This window comes from Massilia arenae (assembly GCF_008014745.1).
Lineage (GTDB): Bacteria > Pseudomonadota > Gammaproteobacteria > Burkholderiales > Burkholderiaceae_D > Telluria > Telluria arenae.
The window spans coordinates 15,942-35,906 of the sequence record NZ_VPFD01000016.1; the positions used below are offsets into that span (position 1 = coordinate 15,942).

The window sequence follows — 19,965 nt, forward strand, 5'->3', positions numbered from 1 at the left end:
TGACTTACAGGGGAAGAGTCATGGCCTGGGCGGCGGCGGTCTGGTCGCGGCGGAACTGCTCCAGCTTGTCAGCCAGTGCATCGTCGTTGGCGGCGATGATCGCCACCGCGGTCAGGGCCGCGTTGGCGGCGCCGGCTTCGCCGATGGCGAAGGTCGACACCGGCACGCCTTTCGGCATCTGCACGATCGACAGCAGAGAATCCTCGCCGCGCAGGTATTTCGACGGCACCGGCACGCCCAGCACCGGCACGATGGTCTTGGCAGCCACCATGCCAGGCAGGTGGGCCGCGCCGCCGGCGCCGGCGATGATGGCGCGCAGGCCGCGGCTACGCGCCTGTTCGGCATAGGTGAACATCTCGTCCGGCATGCGGTGGGCCGAGATCACTTGCGCTTCGAACGGCACGCCGAATTGCTTCAGGATGGCGACCGCGTTCTGCATCACATCCCAGTCGGACGAGGAACCCATGATCACGCCGACCAACGGCTTGGTTTGATCCGTCATCTGCTTACGCCTTCAGCTTCTCGCCGGTCAGGCGTTCGATGGCTTCGAAATACTTGGCCTGGGTTTTCTCGATGACGTCCGCCGGCAGCGCTGGCGCCGGTGCGGTCTTGCCCCAGTCGGTCAGGGTTTCCAGGTAGTCGCGCACGAACTGCTTGTCGAACGACGGCGGCGACATGCCCGGCGCGTACGAGTCGGCCGGCCAGAAGCGCGACGAGTCGGCGGTCAGGACTTCGTCCATCAGGTGCATCACGCCGTTGTCATCGAGGCCGAATTCGAACTTGGTGTCGGCGATGATGATGCCTTTAGTGGCGGCATATTCGGCGGCGGCGGTGTACAGCTTGATGCTGATATCGCGCATCTTGGCGGCCAGTTCGGCGCCGATCTTTTCTTCCATCTGGGCGAACGAGATATTTTCGTCGTGCTCGCCGATATCGGCCTTGGCGGCCGGGGTGAACAGCGGCTCCGGCAGCTTGTCGGCCTGGCGCAGGCCGGCCGGAAGCTGGATGCCGCAGATCGCGCCGCTTTGGCTGTAGTCCTTCCATCCCGAGCCGATGATGTAGCCGCGCACGACGGCTTCGACCATGATCGGTTTCAGGCGCTTGGCCACGACGGCGCGGCCGCGCACCTGCTCCACCTCGTTCTCGGCGACCACGCTCTCCGGCGCCACGCCGGTCAGGTGGTTCGGCACGATGTGACCGAGCTTCTCGAACCAGAAATCGCTCATCTGGTTCAGCACCATGCCCTTGCCCGGGATCGGCTCGTTCATGACCACGTCAAAGGCCGACAGGCGGTCGGTGGTGACGATCAGGATCTTGTCGTCGCCGACGGCGTAGTTATCGCGCACCTTGCCGTGACCGAGCAGTGGCAGGGACTGGATGGAGGATTGGTAGAGGCTGTTCATAGATGGGCTATCAGGAAAGCGGAAACCGGCGACAAAGGCCGCCGGTTGAGAAAGTCAGGCCTGGTTGGCCTGTCCAATACGATATTTTACGTCAATTTCGCCTGAATACCGTCCTTTCCGTCATTGACGGAAAGGACTCCCCGCGAAGGCGGGGACCCAAGTACGCATGCATTGTGGCGAAGATTACTACTACCACTGCGCGTAAGACTGGGGTTCCCGCCTTCGCGGGAACGACGTGCTGAAGGCGCGGGTCTGGCTTATTGGACGATCTGCGCCAGTTCGCCGGCCTTGTAACGCTCGGCCATCTTGTCCAGCGGGATCGGCTTGATCTTGCCAGCCTGGCCTTCGCAGCCAAACGCCAGGAAGCGCGCCTTGCACACTTCCATCGCCGCTTCGCGCGCCGGCTTCAGGTAGTCGCGCGGGTCGAACTTCGACGGGTTCTGGAACATGTATTTGCGGATCGCGGCCGTCATCGCCAGGCGGATGTCGGTGTCGATATTGATCTTGCGGACGCCGTGCTTGATGCCCTCTTGAATCTCTTCGACAGGCACGCCATAGGTTTCCTTCATGTCGCCGCCGAATTCGCGGATGATAGCCAGCAGTTCCTGCGGCACCGACGACGAGCCGTGCATCACCAGGTGGGTGTTGGGGATGCGGGCGTGGATTTCCTTGATGCGGTCGATCGCCAGGATGTCGCCGGTCGGCTTGCGCGTAAACTTGTAGGCGCCGTGCGAGGTGCCAATTGCGATCGCCAAAGCGTCGCATTGCGTGCGCTTGACGAAGTCGGCCGCCTGGTCGACGTCGGTCAGCAGCTGTTCGCGGGTCATCTTGCCATCCGCGCCGTGGCCGTCTTCCTTGTCGCCTTGCATGGTCTCCAGCGAGCCCAGCACGCCCAGCTCGGCTTCGACGGTCACGCCGATCGAGTGCGCGAACTTGACGACTTCTTGCGACACCTGAACGTTATATTCATAGCTGGCGACGCTCTTGCCGTCGGCTTCGAGCGAACCGTCCATCATCACAGAACTGAAACCCGAACGGATCGCGGCCATGCAGACGGCTGGCGACTGCCCGTGGTCCTGGTGCATGACGACCGGGATGTGCGGGTAAGCTTCGACGGCGGCGTCGATCAGGTGGCGCAGGAAGGCTTCGCCCGCGTATTTGCGCGCGCCGGCCGAGGCCTGCATGATGACCGGGCTGTTGGCAGCATCGGCGGCAGCCATGATGGCCTGCACCTGCTCCAGGTTGTTGACGTTGAATGCCGGCAGGCCGTAGCCGTTTTCGGCGGCGTGGTCCAGCAATTGACGCAATGATACGAGTGCCATGGTTGTACTCCAAAACAATAAAGAAACTTGTTCGGGAATCCCGAATGCCGAGCGCGGCGCCATCCGTCCTGGACGGCGCCGGGCAAATGTCGCTGTTCGCGTCTCAGGCTACTCGTCGATTCCCTTTAATCATATTCGCCAACGCGCACGATCTTGAGCGCATTGGTGCCACCGGCCTGGCCCATCGGCGAACCCCAGGTGACGACGATCAGGTCGCCCTTGCGTACGAACCCTTCTTTCATCAAGAGTTCCTCGGCCTTGCGCAGCACGGCATGGCTGCCGCCTTCCTGCGGCAGATTGAATGCTCGCACGTTGCGGTACAGCGATGCCTTGCGCTGCGTCGCCTGCAGCGGAGTCAGGGCGAAGATCGGGGTGTCGATGCTGTGACGGCTCATCCACAGGGCGGTCGAACCCGACTCGGTCAGCGCCACGATCGCCTTCACGGCCAGGTGGTGGGCGGTGAACAGCGTGCCATAGGCAATGGTCTGGTCGATGCGGGTGAACTGCTTGTTCAGGAAGTCGACGTCGATCTTGTTGTATTCGGACTGCTCGGCTTCGACGCAGATCGCGGCCATCATCTCGACGGTCTCGATCGGGTACTTGCCCGATGCGGTCTCGGCCGAGGTCATGACGGCGTCGGTGCCGTCCAGCACGGCGTTGGCCACGTCCGACACTTCAGCGCGGGTCGGCACGGCGTTGACGATCATCGACTCCATCATCTGGGTCGCGGTAATGGCCAGCTTGTTCGAATCGCGCGCCATGCGGATCATGCGCTTCTGCAGCGCCGGCACGGCGGCGTTGCCGACTTCGACGGCCAGGTCGCCGCGGGCGACCATGATGCCGTCCGACGCGTCCAGGATCTCTTGCAGCAGCGGAATCGCTTCGGCGCGCTCGATCTTGGCGATCATCATCGGCTTGTGGCCATACGGCTCGCCGGCGATATTCGCCAGCTGGCGCGCCATTTCCATATCGGTCGCGCTTTTCGGGAACGAGATGGCGAGGTAGTCGGCCTGGAAGCTCATCGCGGTCTTGATGTCTTCCATGTCCTTCGAGGTCAGCGCCGGCGCGGTCAGGCCGCCGCCCTGGCGGTTGATGCCCTTGTTGTTCGACAGTTCGCCGCCAACCTTGACCGTGGTGTAGATCTCGTGGCCCACGACGCGGTCGACGATCAGGACGATCAGGCCGTCATTCAGCAGCAGCTTGTCGCCCGGCTTGACGTCGCGCGGCAGCGCCTTGTAGTCCAGGCCGACGCGTTCCTGGTTGCCCAGCTCGCCGTCATCGCCCCATTTGGCATCCAGGATGAAGCGGTCGCCATTGCTCAAGAGGACCTTGCCTTCTTCAAACTTGCCGACGCGGATCTTCGGACCCTGCATATCGGCCATGATGGCCACTTCGCGGCCGCATTCCTCGGCGGCGCGTCGTACCAGGGCAGCACGATCGATATGGTCCTGCGCCTTGCCGTGCGAGAAGTTCAGGCGCACGACGTCGACGCCGGCGCGGATCATTTTGACGAGAATATCGAAGTCGGTCGAAGCAGGGCCGATGGTTGCGACGATCTTGGTGCCACGGTACATGGATTGTCCTTGTATAAAAACAAAGCGCAGACTGGCTGCGCTAGGGTCTCAGGATAGTTCTAGTGAGCGCTGCGTTGCAGCAGGATGTCGACAGCTGGCAGGGTTTTTCCTTCCAAAAATTCCAGGAAGGCGCCGCCACCCGTCGAAATGTAGCCGATCTGGTCGGCAATCTTATATTTTGCAATCGCGGCCAGGGTGTCGCCGCCACCGGCGATCGAGAAGCCCCGGGACTGGGCGATGGCCAGCGCCAGGGTCTTGGTGCCCTCGGCGAACTGGTCGAATTCGAAGACACCGACCGGACCGTTCCAGACGATGGTGCCGGCCTTGGCGACCTGCTCGGCCAGCATGGCGGCGGTTTTCGGGCCGATGTCGAGGATCATGTCGTCGTCAGCAACGTCAGCCACGTCCTTGACGGTGGCCGCTGCGGTCGGGGCGAATTCCTTCGCGCACACGACATCGACGGGAATCGGCACCTGAGCGCCGCGCTGGGACATTTTCTCGATGATGGCACGGGCTTCGTCGACCAGGTCGTTCTCGACCAGCGACTTGCCGATGTTCAGGCCCACGGCCTTCATGAAGGTGTTGGCGATGCCGCCGCCGACGATCAGGTTATCCACTTTATCGGCCAGGCTTTGCAGGATGGTCAGCTTGCTTGATACCTTCGAGCCGGCGACGATGGCCAGCAGCGGACGCTGCGGCTGGCCCAGGGCTTTACCGAGGGCGTCCAGTTCGGCGGCCAGCAGCGGGCCGGCGGCCACGACCGGGGCGAACTTCGCGATGCCGTGGGTGGTCGCTTCGGCGCGGTGGGCGGTGCCGAAGGCATCGTTCACATATACGTCGCACAGCTTGGCCATCTTCTGCGCCAGCTCGTCGCTGTTTTTCTTCTCACCTTTGTTGACGCGGCAGTTTTCCAGCAGCACGACCGAGCCGGGAGCGACGTCGACGCCGTCCACCCAGTCCTGTTTCAGTTCAACCGATTGGCCCAGCAACTCGGACAGGCGCTTGGCGACCGGCGCCAGGCTGTCTTCCGGCTTGAATTCACCCTCGGTCGGACGGCCCAGGTGGGACGTCACCATCACCGCCGCGCCAGCCTTCAATGCAGCCTGGATCGCCGGCACCGAAGCGCGGATGCGCGTGTCTTCGGTGATATTGCCAGCGTCATCTTGTGGGACGTTCAGGTCAGCGCGGATAAAGACGCGCTTGCCCTGCAGCGCTTGTTGGTCGATCAGGTCTTGCAGGCGGGTGAAACGGAGAGCGTCCATTTGGTCGGCGTGGCAATAGTAAAAAAACGTCATTGTACATTAGCTGACGGGGCCGAAAACGTGCAGTATGCGCAGCACCGTAAATACAAGCATGCCGAATAAAATCGTTAGCAGCATGTTACGACGCCACATATAAAAGGCGAAGGCGGCAACGCCGGCCAGCAGCTTCGGGTTGGCCAGCGTGAACTGGACGTCCCCCTGCGTATCGATCAGGAAGTCGGGCCCGATGATGGCCGCCAGCGCGCAGGCCGGAGCGTAGCGCAGCATTTCCTGCACCCGTGGCGGGATCGTCACGCGGTGGCCGATCATCCAGAACGAACTGCGGGTGGCGGCGGTGGCCACGCACAGCACGCCGATCACGACCCAGATTTCCCAATCAGCCACGGCGCACCTTCGCTTTCGCCAGCGTTTCTTCGATCACCATCGCGGTGACCATCCCCACCAGCACCGCCAGCAGCAGTCCCAGTTTATAGGGCAAGTCGTAGGCCAGCACCGAGATCGCCCCCGCCACCAGCACGCCGCACAGGGCCGCGTGATTGATCATCAGCGGCACCATGATGCACAGGATGGCCAGGGTGCCGGCAAAGCCGAGTCCCCATTCGGCCGGCACCGCGCTGCCGAGGAAAATGCCGATGCAGGAACCGATTTGCCAGGCAAACCAGTTCGGATACATCAAGCCTTTTAGATAGGACAGCTTGCCCGCCACCGGCGCCAGGGTTGGATAGCGCTGCAAAAAGAGCGCAACGGTCAGGTCACCCGAGATATAACCAAGATAAAAGCGTTGCTTCCACGGCAAGTGGGCGAAGTGCGGTCCCAGCAGCGCCGAAAAGATCACGAAGCGCAGGTTGACCACCAGGGCGGTGGCGAAGATGACCCAGATCGGGGCTTGGGCGGCGATCAGCGGCAGCGAGGCCAGCTGGGCCGAGCCGGCGAACACCAGCAAGGTCATGCCCATCGCCTGCGGCACGGACAGGCCGCTCTTGACCATGGCAATGCCGACCACCAGGCCCCAGGCGGCGATGCCGAACAGGGTTGGCAGGCCGGTCTTGAAACCTTCGTTCCAGGCATCGCGGTTCGGCGCGTCGCCGATGGCTGCGGTAAGCTGGCCCGGATCGTCAGCCGCGCTCATGCAGCGCTCAGCACAGCACGCATCACAACAAAACGTGTGGCATTCTTGCAACGGCGACCAAGGATGTCTGGGAAGGCGGCAGGCTTGAAACGGTCGGGCATGAAACGCATGGATGGATGTGGCACGGGTGAGACGCCCAATATAACAGGCGTTGCTCTAGCTCTTTATGCTGAGCGCATTATTTTACGGTCATTTCGGCAATAGAGCGAATCCGTTAAAATCCAGTCTTTGCCTAACTTGCCTGACGGAGAAACAGATGAATCAAAAGACGATGCCTGTGGTGGAGCTCACGGCCAAGGACCTGCCGGCCTATTGCCCCAACCCGGCAATGCCGCTGTGGTCCTCGCACCCGCGCGTCTTCCTCGACTTCGACCACCACGGCGAAGCCAAGTGCCCCTACTGCGGCACCGGGTATCGCCTGGCGCCGGGCACTGTGCTCAAGCACCACTGATTTTGCTCCCACGAGGCACTGCGGTGCCTCTTTTTCATGCACTATCCCGCCCCCACGTGGCTGCCTGGCGGCCACCTGCAAACCATCTATCCGGCGACCTGCATCGCCAAGCCCCCGGTCGCCTACCGCCGCGAGCGCTGGCACAGCGCGGACGGCGACTTCGTCGACCTCGACTTCGTGGATGGCCAGCCCGGCCGACCGCTGGTGGTGCTGTTTCATGGCCTGGAAGGCAGTTCCAATAGCCACTACGCCCGCGGCCTGATGGCGGCGCTCGCCGCGCGCGGCTGGTCGGGCGTGGTGCCGCATTTTCGCGGCTGCTCCGGCGAAGCCAACCTGGCGCCGCGCTTCTATCACTCGGGCGATGCGAGCGAAGTCGACTGGATCGTGCGCAAGCTGCGCGCATCCCATCGAGGCGCGCTGTATGCGGCCGGCGTCTCGCTGGGCGGCAATGCGCTGCTGCGCTGGCTGGGTGAATCCGGCCACGGCGCCGAGATCGTCGATGCCGCCTGCGCCGTGTCGGCCCCACTCGACCTGGCGCGCGGCGGAGAGGCGCTGTCGTCCGGCTTCAATCTGCTGTATACCCGGATGTTCCTGCAGACGCTCAAGCCGAAGTGTTTGGCCAAGCTGGAGCAATTTCCTGGGCTATTTGACCGCACCGCCCTGCTCGCTGCGCGCGATCTGTATGCATTCGACAACGTCGTCACGGCGCCGCTGCACGGCTACCGCGATACCGACGACTACTGGCACCGCGCCAGCGCCCGCCACGTTCTGCACGACATCACGGTGCCAACCCTGGTGCTCAATGCCCGCAACGACCCCTTCCTGCCGGGCATCCACCTGCCGACGTCGGCGTCGAGCGCGGTCACGCTCGAGTATCCTGCGCAGGGCGGACATGTCGGCTTTGCCATGGGCCCGCTCCCGGGACGAATCGACTGGCTGCCGCGGCGCATCCTCCACCATTTCGACACTGTAGGCAGCACGCGCGCGCTGGCGCTCGCCGAACCGTGCGATGCTGCATAACACTATGGATGAAATCGTAAAACAGGCAATGGCCAAGTGGCCGAACGTGCCCCACTGCTACGGCTGGCTCGCGCTCGACGCGCGCGGCGGCTGGCGCATGCGCGACGAAGCAGCCCAGCGCGCCAATGCGGCGGGCGACCGGCTGAACAATGAAAAGCTGGTGGGTTTCATCAACCGCAACTACCTGCACGACGAGCGCGGCAACTGGTATTTCCAGAACGGGCCGCAGCGCGTGTACGTGAACCTCGAGGCGACGCCCTTCATCGCGCGCACCGATCCGCAGCGGGGGCTGGTGCTGCAAACCGGACAGGCGCTGGCGGAGGTCGAACGGATCTGCCTGAGCGACGCCGGCGCGCTGGTGTTCGTGACGGGTGAGACGGTGGCGCAGCTGGACGACCGCGACGTGGCCCAGGTGTTGGGCCTGCTCGAGCTCGATGGCGCCGCGGCCTCGGACGAGGCGGTGATGGCGTGGCTGGAAAGTGGCAGCGGCCGCCTGGTCCTGCCATGGAACGGCAAGCCGTTTGCCGTCGAGCGCGTGGTAGAAGAAGAGATACCGGCCAGGTTCGGATTCAACCGGACGCCGGCGCCGTAGGCGCGATCAGCGCTCTTCGGCTTCTTCCTTCGCCTTCTTCTGCTTCTCCTCCAGTTCGCGCACGCGCGCGTCGATCACGGCCTGGTCGTAGAACGACGCATCGCTGGCCTTGCGCGCCAGTTCGAGCTGGGCCACTGCCGCCGGCACGGCGCCGGCCAGCACATACGACTCCGCCAGCGACATGTGCTGCAGCGCGATCTTGCCCTGCTTGGCATAGGTCCTGGCCAGCATGTCGTGCAGCTTGCGTTCTTCCCGATACTGCTGGGCCTGGTCGCGCAGGAACAGCGCCGCCTCGTCGAAGCGGTCGGTCGCGATCAGGGCCTGCGCATACTGGTGCGCGAGCGAGCGCGACAGCGGGTAGCGCTGGCGCGCCGCATCCGCTTCCTTGACCGCCTCTTCCAGCACGGACCTCGGCTGGCCCGGCGCCATCTTGATCTCCAGCGCCAGCCCGGCGAACATGGTCGCGCCATCGCCCACGTTCGACGGCGCCGCCGACAGCACCCCTTCACGTGGCTTCATGGTCTCGCGCGCCCTGTCGAGCCAGCGCTGGGCGCCGGCCAGGTCGTTCTCCTTGAGCGCCAGGTAGGACAGGCCATACTGGGCCCCGGCCTGCCACTGGCGGTGGGGCTGATCCCTGAGCTGGGCCTCGAAGGCGCTGCGCGTGTCGCGCCGGCCCTGCTCGCTCCCGTCCTGCAGCACGCGGGCGCGCGCCCGCACCAGATGAAAATCGAGGCTGTCGACGCGCTGTTTCTTGGGAATCTCGCGGATGCGCGCCTGCATGTCGGTGATCCGGTCTTGAGTCAGCGGGTGGCTGCTCAGGCTGGCCAGTCCGGGCGGCAGGTCGCCATACAGCCTGGAGGCGGCCTGCAGGCGCCGGAAGAAAGCAACGATGCCGGTGGTATCGTAGCCGCCCGCCTCCATGATCTGGAAGCCGACGCGGTCGGCCTCGCGCTCGGCGTCGCGGCTGAAGTTCAGCTGGCGCTGGACAGCCAGGCCCTGGCCACCCATCAGCACGCCCATTGCCGCATCCGAGCTGGCGCGAGCCGCCAGCGCCGCCAGGATCATCGACGCCAGCGGCAGCAGGATATCCTGGCGCTGCTGACCGATCCTGCGCGCGATGTGGCGCTGGGTGACGTGGCCGATCTCGTGCGCCATCACGCCGGCCAGTTCCGATTCGGTCTGGGCCGCGATGATCAGGCCCGAGTGGGCGCCGATGAAACCGCCCGGCATCGCGAATGCGTTCAGGGCCGGATCGCGCACGGCGAAGAAGTGAAAGTCGGCATTGGTCTCGCCGCGCGCGCCGGGCACGGCGGCGACCAGGCCATTGCCGAAATTGTTCAGGTATTCGGAGATTGGCTCATCGTCGAGGTAATCGCGATCGCGCCGGACGTCGCGCATGAACTCCTCGCCCAGCTTGCGCTCGACGACAGGCGACAGGTCGCCGCGCGCCGTATCGCCGAGCGTGGGCAGGCGGGTCGAATCGGGCCGCCTGAACACGTCGGACTGCGCTGCGACGGGGAAGGCGGTCGCCATGCACAAGGCCATGACGGACAAGGAGGAGCGCCAGCGGCGCACCATTGCTGGACGGACGACGGATTTCACGGTGCTATCATACCTGCATCCGCGTGCATGTTGCTGCTCAGCGAACCTTTTTGTAATCCGAACACACCGACCTAGTAATGACGAATCCAATCCCGACCGCAGACCACTTGACCCACTTCGACGCCACCGGCCAGGCCCATATGGTCGACGTCGGCGCGAAACAGGACACGCACCGCACCGCGGTGGCGGCCGGGACCATCCGCATGAAGCCGGAGACGCTGGCCCTGATCATCTCGGGCAATGCCAAGAAGGGCGACGTGATCGGGATCGCGCGCATCGCCGCGATCATGGCGTCCAAGCGCACCAGCGACTTGGTGCCGCTATGCCATCCGCTGCCGATCACGCGCGTGGCGGTGGATTTCGAGATCGACGAGGCGGCCAATAGCGTGCATTGCCGGGCGCAGGTGGAAACCATCGGCAAGACTGGCGTCGAAATGGAAGCGCTCACTGCGGTGCAGGTGGGCCTGTTGACTGTCTATGATATGTGCAAGGCGGTGGATCGCGGGATGGTGATGACGGATGTTCGCGTGATGGAGAAGCACGGGGGCAAGAGCGGGGACTGGACAGCCGATATCGACGCCTGACCAGTTCGACAACTTGCCCAACACTGTAGACAACGTCAATACTCGGCCTATACTGATGGGCGACGCGCAATGCGTCTTTCCCCACTCCAACCTGCTATCTGCCCGAGAGGATGTGTCATGACGACCGCATACCCGCAGTTCACCGCAGCGACCGCCCAGCTGAACGCCCTGCCCTATCAAGATACATTCCTGAAAATCGCCAATGTCTACGCGGATTCGACCCGCGCCAGCGTAGAGCAGCTCTGGATCAGCTCATCCAAGATCATCATGGAAGAGACGATGAAGGCCTTCATCGCCGCATCGCAGTCGTGCGCCGAAGCCTTGACCAGGAATGCCGTGTCGGTCCAGCAACAGTCATTCAGCCGGCTCATCAGCGCCAACCAGAAGGCGGTCGAGATCATGGGCCAGAGCTTTGCCGACGCCATGACGTCCGGCTGGAAACCCGCGCGCTGAGCGCCCCGCTTCATCATTCTTTCGAAAGGAGTCGTCGATGGCACGCAGCATCACGCCATTCCTGATGTTCGAAGGTGCGGCCGAGGAAGCGATGCGCTTCTATGTCTCGCTGTTCGCCCGTTCCGAAGTCAAGCAGATCGAGCACTACAAAAGCGGCGAGGCTGGCTGAATGACCGTTTTGGCGTGTCCTGGCAGATGAACCTGAGCTGAGCCGGGGCGTTCGACTTCGCTGGTCTTTCAGGCCCAGCCTTTTGGCAGCGGCAATCCTTCCTGGAGAGCCAGGCGTTCCATCGCCGCTTCCAGCACGACCCGCGCGCGGCCCGAAGCCAGCGCCAATTCGGCGTGCAGGGCCGCGTCTTCCGGATTACGCGACGCGCAATGCTGGCTGTAGCGCTCGAAGCTACCCACCATCATCAGCAATTCGGTCAAGTGGCGCGGGCATTCGCAGGTCAGGCGGTTACCAGCGGCCGCGATATTGGCCAGGTCTTCGTCGGCAAAACGCGGCGGGGCGACGGCGGCGGCCACCGGCTCCTGTAGCGGCGGGCGATGGCCGGTCAGGGCAGACTGGCATAGCAGCGCCAGTTCGTTCAGGTCGGCCGGAATACGCGCGACCAGGCAGCCTTGCGCACGCAGGGTGCGGATCGTGGCGCTCGAGCAGAAGCGGTACAGCACGACGACCGCAGCAACGCCGCTCGCCTCGCGCGCGGCGGCAATGGCCGGCATCACGCGTTCATCGAGTTCGGACTGCTCGATCACCAGTACGTCGGCGCCTGCGTCACGTGGTAACTCTTCCGCCATTGCAAGGCCCGCGGCGTTGCCGCGTACATCCAGGCCGAGGGCGCCCTGCCCCATGGCGGCGACGCGCCGCGCCAGCATGGCGCCCACCAGCAGCACACGCACCGGCGCTGCCTGCAGGGCCCGTGCCTGTCCATCCAGGCCCAGCATCGATTGCAACTGATCACGGCTCAGGCCAGCAAGGACACCGATCGAGTGCCCCTGGTCGACCAGCTGCTTGAGCAGGCCGAGGCGCGCGACCTGTTCGGCCGAGTAGAGGCGCTGGCCACGCTCGGAGCGCTGGGCATCCGACAGACTGTAGCGGCGCTCCCATACGCGCAGTGTTTCAACTGGCAAGCCGGCTAACCGTGCCGCTGCGCCAGTGCGGTACATGATCCGCTCTTGTCCCGTTTTGAATGAATCCATGATTAAGTGTCCCAAATTGAACCAGATATTGACGACGAATGCTGTCATACACTGAAGAAAATGACGGTTACGTATTCAACAGTACCCGGCAGTCTGACCAGTTGCTCGCGCACGAGTGCTCCCCTGTGTTGAGATCACATCAAATGAACAAGGTTTGAACCCATTTTATAGGACAGATTCGATTCACACATTAGACTACGATACTAAATCCACGTAAATTGGCTTCAGATCGGTTCGTTGCGAACCTGTTCAACCCAACTTCTGGAGCCAACATGAAAAAGATCTTGATTGCTTTGCCCCTCGCGTTCGCCTTCACATCCGTCCAGGCGGCGGACATCGTGGATACCGCGAAATCCGCCGGCACCTTCAATACCCTGGTCACTGCGGTACAAGCTGCCGGCCTGACCGATACCCTGAAAGGTCCGGGTCCATTCACTGTTTTTGCCCCGACTGACGCCGCCTTTGCAAAAATCCCGAAAGCCAAGCTGGACGCCCTGCTGAAAGACAAGGCAGCACTGTCCAAGGTACTGACCTATCACGTGGTGCCGGGAAAAGTCATGGCTGCCGACGTCAAGCCTGGCGACGTCAAGACCGTCGAGGGTAGCGCGTTCGCAGTAAAAGTTGCGGGCGGCAAGGTCATGGTCGACAAGGCAACCGTCACCAAGACCGACATCGCAGCCGATAATGGTGTGATCCATGTGATCGATACGGTCATCATGCCGAAGTAAACCTGGCCTCCTCGTCGAGATTAGTTCCCATCCCGTTCATTTCCGGCGATGGGAATATGTCGGCTTCATGCCTGATGACATCGTGGTAAATTGCCGGCTTGCCTGCGGCACCCGGCTGCGGCACTGATCGACGAGGATGGAATGAAATTTCGTTTGCTGACGATGGTAGCGGCCCTGCTGGCCGCCACCACCGCGACGGCCGCGCCGCGCGGCTTTACCGTGGAAGACCTGGTCAATATGGAACGGGTCGGCAGCCCGGCCGTGTCGCCGGACGCCACGCGCGTGATCTATACCGTGCGCAGCACGGACATGGAAAACAACCGCGGCAATACCCAACTGTGGATGGTCGACCTGCGCGCCGCCAAGCCGGCGCCGCAGCGCCTGAGCCAGCATGCGTCCAGCAGCAGCGATCCGGAATGGTCGCCGTCGGGCGACGCCGTCTATTTCCTGTCGGCGCGCTCGGGGTCGTCGCAGGTATGGCGCCAGCCGGTGGCCGGCGGCGAGCCGGTGCAGGTGACGAACCTGGCGCTGGACGTCGACAACTTCCGCCTCGCCCCGAGCGGCGACCGCCTGGCCTTCAGCGTGGCCGTGTTCCGCGACTGCGCCGACCTGGCCTGCACCAAGTCGCGCCTGGATGCCAAAGAGAAGGACAAGGCCACCGGCAAGGTCTATGACCGCCTGTTCGTGCGCCACTGGGATACCTGGGGCGACCACCGCAATGCGGTGCTGTTCTCGGCGCCGCTGGGTGCGGATGGCAAGGTCGGCAGCGAACCGGTCAGCCTGTCCGGCTCGCTTGACGGCGACGTGCCGTCGAAGCCTTTCGGCGACCGCGAGGAATACCGTTTCAGCCCGGACGGCAAGACCATCGTATTCTCGGCGCGCATCGCCGGCAAGACCGAAGCCTGGTCGACCAATTTCGACCTGTACAGCGTGCCAGCCGTGGGCGGCGCGGCGCCGCGCAACCTGACCCAGGACAATCCGGCCTGGGATACCAAGGGCACTTTCTCGCCGGATGGCCGCACCCTGGCGTATCTCGCGATGGCGCGTCCCGGCTTCGAGGCCGACCGCTACCAGGTCATGCTGATGGACGTGGCTAGCGGCCAGAAGCGCAAGCTGGCGGCCGACTGGGACCGCTCGGCCGGCAGCCTGGTGTGGCGTGCGGACGGCAAGGCGTTGATCGTCGATGCCGAAGACATCGGCCAGCATCGCCTGTTCTCGATCGACGTCGCCAACGGCAAGGTGACGCCGCTGACCGACAAGGGCGCGGTCGGCGCCTATGACCTGCGGCGCGATACCCTGGTCTATACGCATGCCAACCTGCAGTCGGGCGCGCAACTGTTCTCGATGAAGCTGGGCGGCAAGCCGAAGCAGCTGACCGATGTGAACACGGAACGCTTGAAGGACGTGCGCTTTGGCGAGTCGGAGCAGTTCTCGTTTGCCGGCGCCAATGGCGAGACCGTGTATGGCTACGTGATGAAGCCGTGGAATGCGCAGCCGGGCCAAAAGTATCCGGTCGCCTTCATCGTCCACGGCGGCCCGCAAGGCAGCTTCGGCAACAGCTGGAGCTATCGCTGGAATCCGCAGGTGTATGCGGGCGCGGGTTACGCGGCCGTGTTCATCGACTTCCACGGCTCGACCGGCTATGGCCAGAAGTTCACGGACTCGATCAGCAACGACTGGGGCGGCAAGCCGCTGGTCGACCTGCAGAAGGGCTATGACGCGGCGGTGCAGAAATTCTCGTGGCTCGATCGTTCACGCGATTGCGCGCTGGGGGCGTCGTACGGCGGCTATATGATGAACTGGATCGCGGGCAACTGGTCGGATGAGTTCAAGTGCATCGTGAATCACGACGGCGTGTTCGATACGCGCGGCATGGCGTACTCGACCGAGGAACAGTGGTTTACCGACTGGGAGAGCGGCGGACCTTACTTCAAGGTGCCGGAGAACCATGAGCGCTTCAATCCGGTTCATCACGTAAACAAGTGGAAGACGCCGATGCTGGTGATCCAGGGTGATCTGGACTTCCGGATTCCTACCGCGCAGGCGCTGGGGACCTTCACCGCGCTGCAGCGTATGGGTGTCGACAGCAAGCTGCTGGTGTTCCCGGATGAGAACCACTGGGTGCTCAAGCCGGCGAACTCGGTGCAGTGGCATCACACTGTGGTGGGGTGGCTGGATCAGTATTTGAAGCAGAAGCCCTAAAGCAAAAAAACCCGCCGAGGCGGGTTTTTTTATGGCTTAACTAGCGATTACTCAGCGGTAACGCAGGCATTGCCAGTGAAGTCTGCCTCGACGTCGGTCGAGCAGGTCCATGCGCCTTCGGTGTCACGGTTGAGAGTGATGGTCTTAGTAGCAACGGATGTAGGACCGCCAACGATCGAGCAGGAGAGGCCGCCGGCTTCCACGAGGTCGAAATCGCAGTTGGTGCTTGGATCATTTACCAGACCTGCAGCGGCGACGTCTGCTGGAGCGGCGCCTTCATTCATTGCGACGTCATAACCGGTCTTACCACCCGACACTTCAGCCAGAGCGGCCGAGAATTTCGCCTTGGCGACGTAGTTCTGGTAGGCAGGGATGGCGACGGCTGCCAGGATACCGATGATTGCAACGACGATCATCAGTTCGATCAGGGTGAAGCCGCCTTCGGCTTTTTTGGTCTGCATTTGCTTGAAGTTCATTTTTCTCTCCAGGGTGGTATTTCAAAAGTTAGGACTACGTGTCTTGTGCTGCTCAGCTGCTACGCTTTCCTATATGCAAGCGGCGTGCCAGCCCGAAAGCAGCAAGAAACGGTCGATTTTATTAATCCTGAGATAAGAAAACCCTGTGCCGCGACAAAATTTGACGCCTCGGGTGACAAAATTTGTCAGTGCCGCATGGCAATTTTTGTCAGGCGACGAAGTTTGTCGACGAAAAATGGACTCGTAAATACAAACAGGGAGCCGAAGCTCCCCGTCTTAGCTGCCGATCAAGAGACCGTCAGGATTACAGCATCGCCTTCAGCAGGCGCGCCATTTCCGACGGGTTCTTGGTGACGGTGATGCCGCAGGCTTCCATGATTTCCAGCTTGGCTTGCGCGGTGTCTGCGCCGCCCGAGATCAGCGCGCCGGCGTGGCCCATGCGCTTGCCTGGAGGCGCGGTGACGCCAGCGATGAAGCCGACGACTGGCTTCTTCATATTGTCCTTGATCCAGTAAGCCGCGTTGGCTTCGTCCGGGCCGCCGATTTCGCCGATCATGATGACCGCGTCGGTGTCAGGATCGTCGTTGAACATCTTCATGACGTCGATGTGCTTCAGACCATTGATCGGGTCGCCGCCGATGCCGACTGCCGACGATTGGCCCAGGCCCAGTGCGGTCAGCTGGCCGACTGCTTCATAGGTCAGGGTGCCCGAACGCGACACGACGCCGATACGGCCCTTCTTGTGGATGTGACCTGGCATGATGCCGATCTTGATTTCGTCAGGGGTGATCAGGCCTGGGCAGTTCGGGCCCAGCAGCAGGGTCTTGGAACCGGCTTTGGCCATGCGATCCTTGATTTCCATCATGTCGCGGACAGGGATGCCTTCGGTGATGCAAATTGCCAGGTCCAGCTCGGCTTCGACGGCTTCCCAGATGGCAGCTGCTGCGCCTGCTGGTGGGACATAGATCACCGACACGTTGGCGCCGGTTTCTTTCTTGGCTTCAGCAACGTTAGCGAAAATTGGAATGCCTTCGAAATCTTCGCCGGCTTTCTTCGGGTTCACGCCAGCAACGAAGGCTTCCTTGCCGTTCGCGTAGTCGCGGCACATACGGGTGTGGAACTGGCCGGTCTTGCCGGTGATGCCCTGGGTGACTACTTTGGTATCTTTGTTGATCAGAATCGACATTTTTATTTCCTTAGCGAATTAGGCTTTACCAGCGGCGGCGGCAACGACCGACTTCGCTGCGTCTTCCATCGTGTCTGCGGCGATGATCGGCAGGCCCGATTCAGCCAGCATCTTCTTGCCCAGGTCTTCGTTGGTGCCCTTCATGCGCACGACCAGTGGCACTTGCAGCGACACGGCTTTCGAAGCAGCGATCACGCCTTCGGCGATGACGTCGCAACGCATGATGCCGCCGAAGATGTTGACCAGGATAGCTTTCAGGTCAGGGTTCTTCAGCATGATCTTGAAGGCTTCGGTCACTTTCTCGGCCGTAGCGCCACCGCCCACGTCCAGGAAGTTGGCCGGCTCGCCGCCGAACAGCTTGATGGTGTCCATGGTCGCCATGGCCAGGCCGGCGCCGTTCACCAGGCAGCCGATATTGCCGTCGAGCGAGATGTAGGCCAGGTCGAATTTCGATGCTTCGACTTCAGCTGGATCTTCTTCGTCCAGGTCGCGGTAGGCGACGATTTCTGGACGGCGATACAGGGCGTTGGCGTCGAAGTTGAACTTCGCGTCCAGGGCGATGATCTTGCCGCTGCCGGTGACGATCAGTGGGTTGATCTCGGCCAGCGATGCGTCGGTTTCCCAGTAGGCTTTGTACAGGCCTTGCAGGTTGGCGCGGGCATCGGCGATCGAGCCAGCAGGCACGCCGATCTTGGCGGCGACATCGTCAGCCTGTGCATCGGTCAGGCCGACTTTAGGGTCGATCACGACATTGTGGATTTTTTCTGGGTTGCTGTGCGCGACTTCTTCGATGTCCATGCCGCCTTCCGACGAGGCCATCAGCACGACTTTCTGGGTGACGCGGTCGGTGACCAGCGACACGTACAGCTCTTGTTTGATGTCGGCGCCTTCTTCGATCATCAGGCGACGCACTTTCTGGCCTTCAGGGCTGGTCTGATGGGTGATCAGCTGCATGCCCATGATCTGCTCGGAGTATTCCTTGACCTGCTCGATCGACTTGGCGACCTTGACGCCACCGCCCTTGCCGCGGCCACCAGCGTGGATCTGTGCCTTGACGACCCAGACCGGACCGCCCAGCTCTTCAGCGGCTTTGACAGCGTCTTCGACCGACATGCACGGAATGCCGCGCGGAACGGTCACTCCGAATTTTCGGAGGATCTCTTTGCCCTGGTACTCATGGATCTTCATGCTGGCTTCCCTTCTTCTATTACTGAATTAGAAATACGGTTGAACTACAAAGATAAAAACGACGAACGCTAACCCGAGACGGCCTTGATCGACCAGCGTGGGTAGTATTTGGCCACGGCAGGGCCGTCGCTGCGCAGTGCATGGCAACGGTCGAGCTCAAATGGACGGTCGGTTGACGAACCGCCGAGCCCACCTGGGGCGTCGACATTGTCGTCAGCAAAGGCTTGCAAGGCTGCGGTCGGCAGCACCTGGGCCAATTCGGTCAAATGGGTGCAGCCGAGCACGCCGGATAGGCGGTCTTTCAGATGCAACCGGAAATGGTTCACGAGCGAGAGCCCGATCAACTTCTTGTAGGCAGGGCCGATGGTATCGCAGTAGCCCGGATACGGGACGGCATCGGATGCGGCTTCGGCATCGACGATGTTGAGCTCGCGGTCAATGGTCACACGCAGCTTGAGGTCGTGCACCGGCGTGCCGCCGGGCCGTTCGCCGGAAGCAAGCGCGACAGTACGCGTTTTCACATCGCGGATGCTGGCATCGAGGTCCCACAAGCCATCGTCGCGCGCGAACGCTTCGACTGTGATGGCGCGCGTATGCCGGAGCGAGCGCGATACGGGAGGTGACAAAGGCATAAATACCAGTGCCGTCGAGACGGCGGTTAGTGATGCAGCCGGTGTGCTTCTTGCACGTTGCCGCAGCTTCTGCGACAACAACCGCTCATGCGGCGCTGCTTAAACCCGCAAAGTTTAGCACAGCGTCCACAGCGGCGCATGGGAAAGAAAGGTCGGTAAGGGATACTACGAGGAGATGAAGGGACTTCAAGGGAATATGACGGCGCGTTTGCCGCTTATATTATTCGCCTGTCTTTAATGAGCGTCACCATCCATTCACATCATGAATATAAGATATGTATTTGGGATAGGGTCAGTCAATGGCCGGGATGGCCAGACGACAAAAAGCGCCAGCGTGCAGCGCCATCGCCCGTTGAGGAATATGCTTTTAAGCATATCGGGGATGACGCTCCACGCTGGCGCCTGGAGCAATCGGGCCGATGAACCGCCATCCATCAGCTCACATCGAACTCATCGTCCGCAGGGCTACCCTGCATCGCCACCCGTGCCGCACGCTGGGAAAAGCCGCGTTGCAACAGAAAGCGCATCTGCTTGGCCCGCATCGCCGCGTCGGTGGCGACCGTGCCGAACTTGCGCTGCCAGACTTCGACGGCGCGCGCCGTCTCGCTGTCGGACAGCCCGGCCTTGATCTCGACCAGCGCATCGCCGGTGACGCCATGGCTTTGCAGCTCGGCCACCACACGGCTATTGCCGTAGCGGCTGGCCTTACGGTTGATCAGGGATTCGGCGAAACGTTCCTGCGACAGCCAGTTATTCTTTTCAAGGAAATCCAGGAGGGCGTCGACGTCGTCGTCTTCCTGGGCATACTTGGCCAGCTTGCGCCGCAACTCGAACCGGCTGTGCTCGCGCTGCGACAGGTAGCGCAGCGCGCGCGCCTTGAGGCTTAGTGCAGGTGCTGGCATGGGGACACCGTGATCGACAACATGGCGAGAACGAACGGGTAGAAACCCGCGGCGCTACC

Annotated in this window: 22 protein-coding genes; 8 read left to right on the forward strand and 14 right to left on the reverse strand. The window is 62.4% G+C overall.

All coding sequences use genetic code 11. The features are described 5' to 3' along the window. Positions 1-4 precede the first annotated feature (4 nt). The 7 genes from purE to FVD38_RS15230 form a co-directional block, all read right to left on the reverse strand. Positions 5-502 (reverse strand): 5-(carboxyamino)imidazole ribonucleotide mutase, encoded by a 498-nt coding sequence (gene purE / locus FVD38_RS15200; RefSeq protein WP_147935602.1) that lies wholly within the window; start codon positions 500-502, stop codon positions 5-7. 4 nt (positions 503-506) lie between these two features. Next, complete coding sequence (locus tag FVD38_RS15205; RefSeq protein WP_147935603.1) at positions 507-1,403, reverse strand: phosphoribosylaminoimidazolesuccinocarboxamide synthase; 897 nt, start codon at positions 1,401-1,403, stop codon at positions 507-509. 257 nt (positions 1,404-1,660) lie between these two features. After that, positions 1,661-2,725 (reverse strand): class II fructose-bisphosphate aldolase, encoded by a 1,065-nt coding sequence (gene fba, locus FVD38_RS15210; protein WP_109346142.1) that lies wholly within the window; start codon positions 2,723-2,725, stop codon positions 1,661-1,663. A gap of 125 nt (positions 2,726-2,850) precedes the next feature. Then, complete coding sequence (pyk, locus tag FVD38_RS15215; RefSeq protein WP_147935604.1) at positions 2,851-4,299, reverse strand: pyruvate kinase; 1,449 nt, start codon at positions 4,297-4,299, stop codon at positions 2,851-2,853. A gap of 59 nt (positions 4,300-4,358) precedes the next feature. Continuing rightward, a complete protein-coding gene (locus tag FVD38_RS15220) occupies positions 4,359-5,561 on the reverse strand; it encodes a phosphoglycerate kinase (RefSeq protein ID WP_147935605.1) in 1,203 nt (400 codons plus the stop codon). A 39-nt stretch (positions 5,562-5,600) separates the two neighbouring features. Then, complete coding sequence (locus FVD38_RS15225; protein WP_147935606.1) at positions 5,601-5,945, reverse strand: AzlD domain-containing protein; 345 nt, start codon at positions 5,943-5,945, stop codon at positions 5,601-5,603. Next, positions 5,938-6,690, reverse strand: coding sequence for an AzlC family ABC transporter permease (locus FVD38_RS15230; RefSeq protein ID WP_147935607.1), 753 nt, complete (start codon positions 6,688-6,690; stop codon positions 5,938-5,940). The genes FVD38_RS15225 and FVD38_RS15230 overlap by 8 nt, the downstream gene beginning before the upstream one ends. A gap of 256 nt (positions 6,691-6,946) precedes the next feature. Here FVD38_RS15230 and FVD38_RS15235 point away from each other — a divergent pair, with 256 nt between their 5' ends. From FVD38_RS15235 to FVD38_RS15245, 3 genes are read left to right on the forward strand one after another with little or no spacing between them, the layout of a single operon-like run. After that, on the forward strand, positions 6,947-7,141 hold the full coding sequence (locus FVD38_RS15235) for a zinc-finger domain-containing protein (protein WP_109346137.1): 195 nt from the start codon (positions 6,947-6,949) through the stop codon (positions 7,139-7,141). A 36-nt stretch (positions 7,142-7,177) separates the two neighbouring features. Then, positions 7,178-8,161 (forward strand): YheT family hydrolase, encoded by a 984-nt coding sequence (locus FVD38_RS15240; RefSeq protein WP_147935608.1) that lies wholly within the window; start codon positions 7,178-7,180, stop codon positions 8,159-8,161. Between the two features lie 4 nt (positions 8,162-8,165). Next, a complete protein-coding gene (locus FVD38_RS15245) occupies positions 8,166-8,753 on the forward strand; it encodes a DUF2946 family protein (protein WP_147935609.1) in 588 nt (195 codons plus the stop codon). A 6-nt stretch (positions 8,754-8,759) separates the two neighbouring features. Here the strand turns inward: FVD38_RS15245 and FVD38_RS15250 are convergent, their stop codons facing one another. Continuing rightward, complete coding sequence (locus FVD38_RS15250; protein ID WP_147935756.1) at positions 8,760-10,331, reverse strand: beta-barrel assembly-enhancing protease; 1,572 nt, start codon at positions 10,329-10,331, stop codon at positions 8,760-8,762. A 101-nt stretch (positions 10,332-10,432) separates the two neighbouring features. On the opposite strand from FVD38_RS15250, the gene moaC reads away from it, so the two are divergent. The 3 genes from moaC (at position 10,433) to FVD38_RS15265 (ending at position 11,561) form a co-directional block, all read left to right on the forward strand. Continuing rightward, complete coding sequence (moaC, locus tag FVD38_RS15255) at positions 10,433-10,939, forward strand: cyclic pyranopterin monophosphate synthase MoaC (RefSeq protein ID WP_147935610.1); 507 nt, start codon at positions 10,433-10,435, stop codon at positions 10,937-10,939. Positions 10,940-11,056: 117 nt separating this feature from the next. After that, complete coding sequence (locus tag FVD38_RS15260; RefSeq protein ID WP_147935611.1) at positions 11,057-11,392, forward strand: hypothetical protein; 336 nt, start codon at positions 11,057-11,059, stop codon at positions 11,390-11,392. A gap of 37 nt (positions 11,393-11,429) precedes the next feature. Further along, positions 11,430-11,561 carry a VOC family protein gene (locus tag FVD38_RS15265; RefSeq protein WP_229493702.1) on the forward strand — a complete coding sequence of 44 codons (132 nt, stop codon included), beginning with the start codon at positions 11,430-11,432 and terminating at the stop codon, positions 11,559-11,561. 68 nt (positions 11,562-11,629) lie between these two features. Here FVD38_RS15265 and FVD38_RS15270 read toward each other — a convergent pair whose 3' ends face one another. Further along, a complete protein-coding gene (locus FVD38_RS15270; protein ID WP_187271612.1) occupies positions 11,630-12,559 on the reverse strand; it encodes a MerR family transcriptional regulator in 930 nt (309 codons plus the stop codon). Between the two features lie 305 nt (positions 12,560-12,864). Here FVD38_RS15270 and FVD38_RS15275 point away from each other — a divergent pair, with 305 nt between their 5' ends. Further along, positions 12,865-13,320 (forward strand): fasciclin domain-containing protein, encoded by a 456-nt coding sequence (locus tag FVD38_RS15275; protein ID WP_147935612.1) that lies wholly within the window; start codon positions 12,865-12,867, stop codon positions 13,318-13,320. Positions 13,321-13,461: 141 nt separating this feature from the next. Continuing rightward, complete coding sequence (locus FVD38_RS15280; RefSeq protein ID WP_147935613.1) at positions 13,462-15,522, forward strand: S9 family peptidase; 2,061 nt, start codon at positions 13,462-13,464, stop codon at positions 15,520-15,522. Between the two features lie 47 nt (positions 15,523-15,569). Here FVD38_RS15280 and FVD38_RS15285 read toward each other — a convergent pair whose 3' ends face one another. From FVD38_RS15285 to recX, 5 genes are all read right to left on the reverse strand, one after another. Beyond that, positions 15,570-15,983, reverse strand: coding sequence for a pilin (locus FVD38_RS15285; RefSeq protein ID WP_147935758.1), 414 nt, complete (start codon positions 15,981-15,983; stop codon positions 15,570-15,572). A 319-nt stretch (positions 15,984-16,302) separates the two neighbouring features. Beyond that, complete coding sequence (sucD, locus tag FVD38_RS15290; RefSeq protein ID WP_147935614.1) at positions 16,303-17,184, reverse strand: succinate--CoA ligase subunit alpha; 882 nt, start codon at positions 17,182-17,184, stop codon at positions 16,303-16,305. Between the two features lie 18 nt (positions 17,185-17,202). Beyond that, positions 17,203-18,372 (reverse strand): ADP-forming succinate--CoA ligase subunit beta, encoded by a 1,170-nt coding sequence (gene sucC, locus FVD38_RS15295; RefSeq protein ID WP_147935615.1) that lies wholly within the window; start codon positions 18,370-18,372, stop codon positions 17,203-17,205. Positions 18,373-18,440: 68 nt separating this feature from the next. Beyond that, positions 18,441-19,004, reverse strand: a complete 564-nt coding sequence (locus FVD38_RS15300) for a DUF2889 domain-containing protein (protein ID WP_147935759.1) — start codon at positions 19,002-19,004, stop codon at positions 18,441-18,443. 434 nt (positions 19,005-19,438) lie between these two features. Then, positions 19,439-19,906 (reverse strand): recombination regulator RecX, encoded by a 468-nt coding sequence (recX, locus tag FVD38_RS15305; protein ID WP_147935616.1) that lies wholly within the window; start codon positions 19,904-19,906, stop codon positions 19,439-19,441. Positions 19,907-19,965: the final 59 nt, after the last annotated feature.

Coding starts and splice junctions, on each gene's coding strand:
- FVD38_RS15275 (WP_147935612.1), top strand. CDS start 12,865: ATGAAAAAGATCTTGATTGCTTTGCCCCTCGCGTTCGCCTTCACATCC.
- FVD38_RS15280 (WP_147935613.1), top strand. CDS start 13,462: ATGAAATTTCGTTTGCTGACGATGGTAGCGGCCCTGCTGGCCGCCACC.
- FVD38_RS15240 (WP_147935608.1), top strand. CDS start 7,178: ATGCACTATCCCGCCCCCACGTGGCTGCCTGGCGGCCACCTGCAAACC.
- FVD38_RS15285 (WP_147935758.1), bottom strand. CDS start 15,983: ATGCAGACCAAAAAAGCCGAAGGCGGCTTCACCCTGATCGAACTGATG.
- fba (WP_109346142.1), bottom strand. CDS start 2,725: ATGGCACTCGTATCATTGCGTCAATTGCTGGACCACGCCGCCGAAAAC.
- FVD38_RS15220 (WP_147935605.1), bottom strand. CDS start 5,561: ATGGACGCTCTCCGTTTCACCCGCCTGCAAGACCTGATCGACCAACAA.
- FVD38_RS15230 (WP_147935607.1), bottom strand. CDS start 6,690: ATGAGCGCGGCTGACGATCCGGGCCAGCTTACCGCAGCCATCGGCGAC.
- recX (WP_147935616.1), bottom strand. CDS start 19,906: ATGCCAGCACCTGCACTAAGCCTCAAGGCGCGCGCGCTGCGCTACCTG.
- FVD38_RS15250 (WP_147935756.1), bottom strand. CDS start 10,331: ATGGTGCGCCGCTGGCGCTCCTCCTTGTCCGTCATGGCCTTGTGCATG.
- FVD38_RS15205 (WP_147935603.1), bottom strand. CDS start 1,403: ATGAACAGCCTCTACCAATCCTCCATCCAGTCCCTGCCACTGCTCGGT.
- purE (WP_147935602.1), bottom strand. CDS start 502: ATGACGGATCAAACCAAGCCGTTGGTCGGCGTGATCATGGGTTCCTCG.
- FVD38_RS15260 (WP_147935611.1), top strand. CDS start 11,057: ATGACGACCGCATACCCGCAGTTCACCGCAGCGACCGCCCAGCTGAAC.
- sucC (WP_147935615.1), bottom strand. CDS start 18,372: ATGAAGATCCATGAGTACCAGGGCAAAGAGATCCTCCGAAAATTCGGA.
- FVD38_RS15265 (WP_229493702.1), top strand. CDS start 11,430: ATGGCACGCAGCATCACGCCATTCCTGATGTTCGAAGGTGCGGCCGAG.
- moaC (WP_147935610.1), top strand. CDS start 10,433: ATGACGAATCCAATCCCGACCGCAGACCACTTGACCCACTTCGACGCC.
- pyk (WP_147935604.1), bottom strand. CDS start 4,299: ATGTACCGTGGCACCAAGATCGTCGCAACCATCGGCCCTGCTTCGACC.
- FVD38_RS15245 (WP_147935609.1), top strand. CDS start 8,166: ATGGATGAAATCGTAAAACAGGCAATGGCCAAGTGGCCGAACGTGCCC.
- FVD38_RS15270 (WP_187271612.1), bottom strand. CDS start 12,559: ATGTACCGCACTGGCGCAGCGGCACGGTTAGCCGGCTTGCCAGTTGAA.
- sucD (WP_147935614.1), bottom strand. CDS start 17,184: ATGTCGATTCTGATCAACAAAGATACCAAAGTAGTCACCCAGGGCATC.
- FVD38_RS15235 (WP_109346137.1), top strand. CDS start 6,947: ATGAATCAAAAGACGATGCCTGTGGTGGAGCTCACGGCCAAGGACCTG.
- FVD38_RS15300 (WP_147935759.1), bottom strand. CDS start 19,004: ATGCCTTTGTCACCTCCCGTATCGCGCTCGCTCCGGCATACGCGCGCC.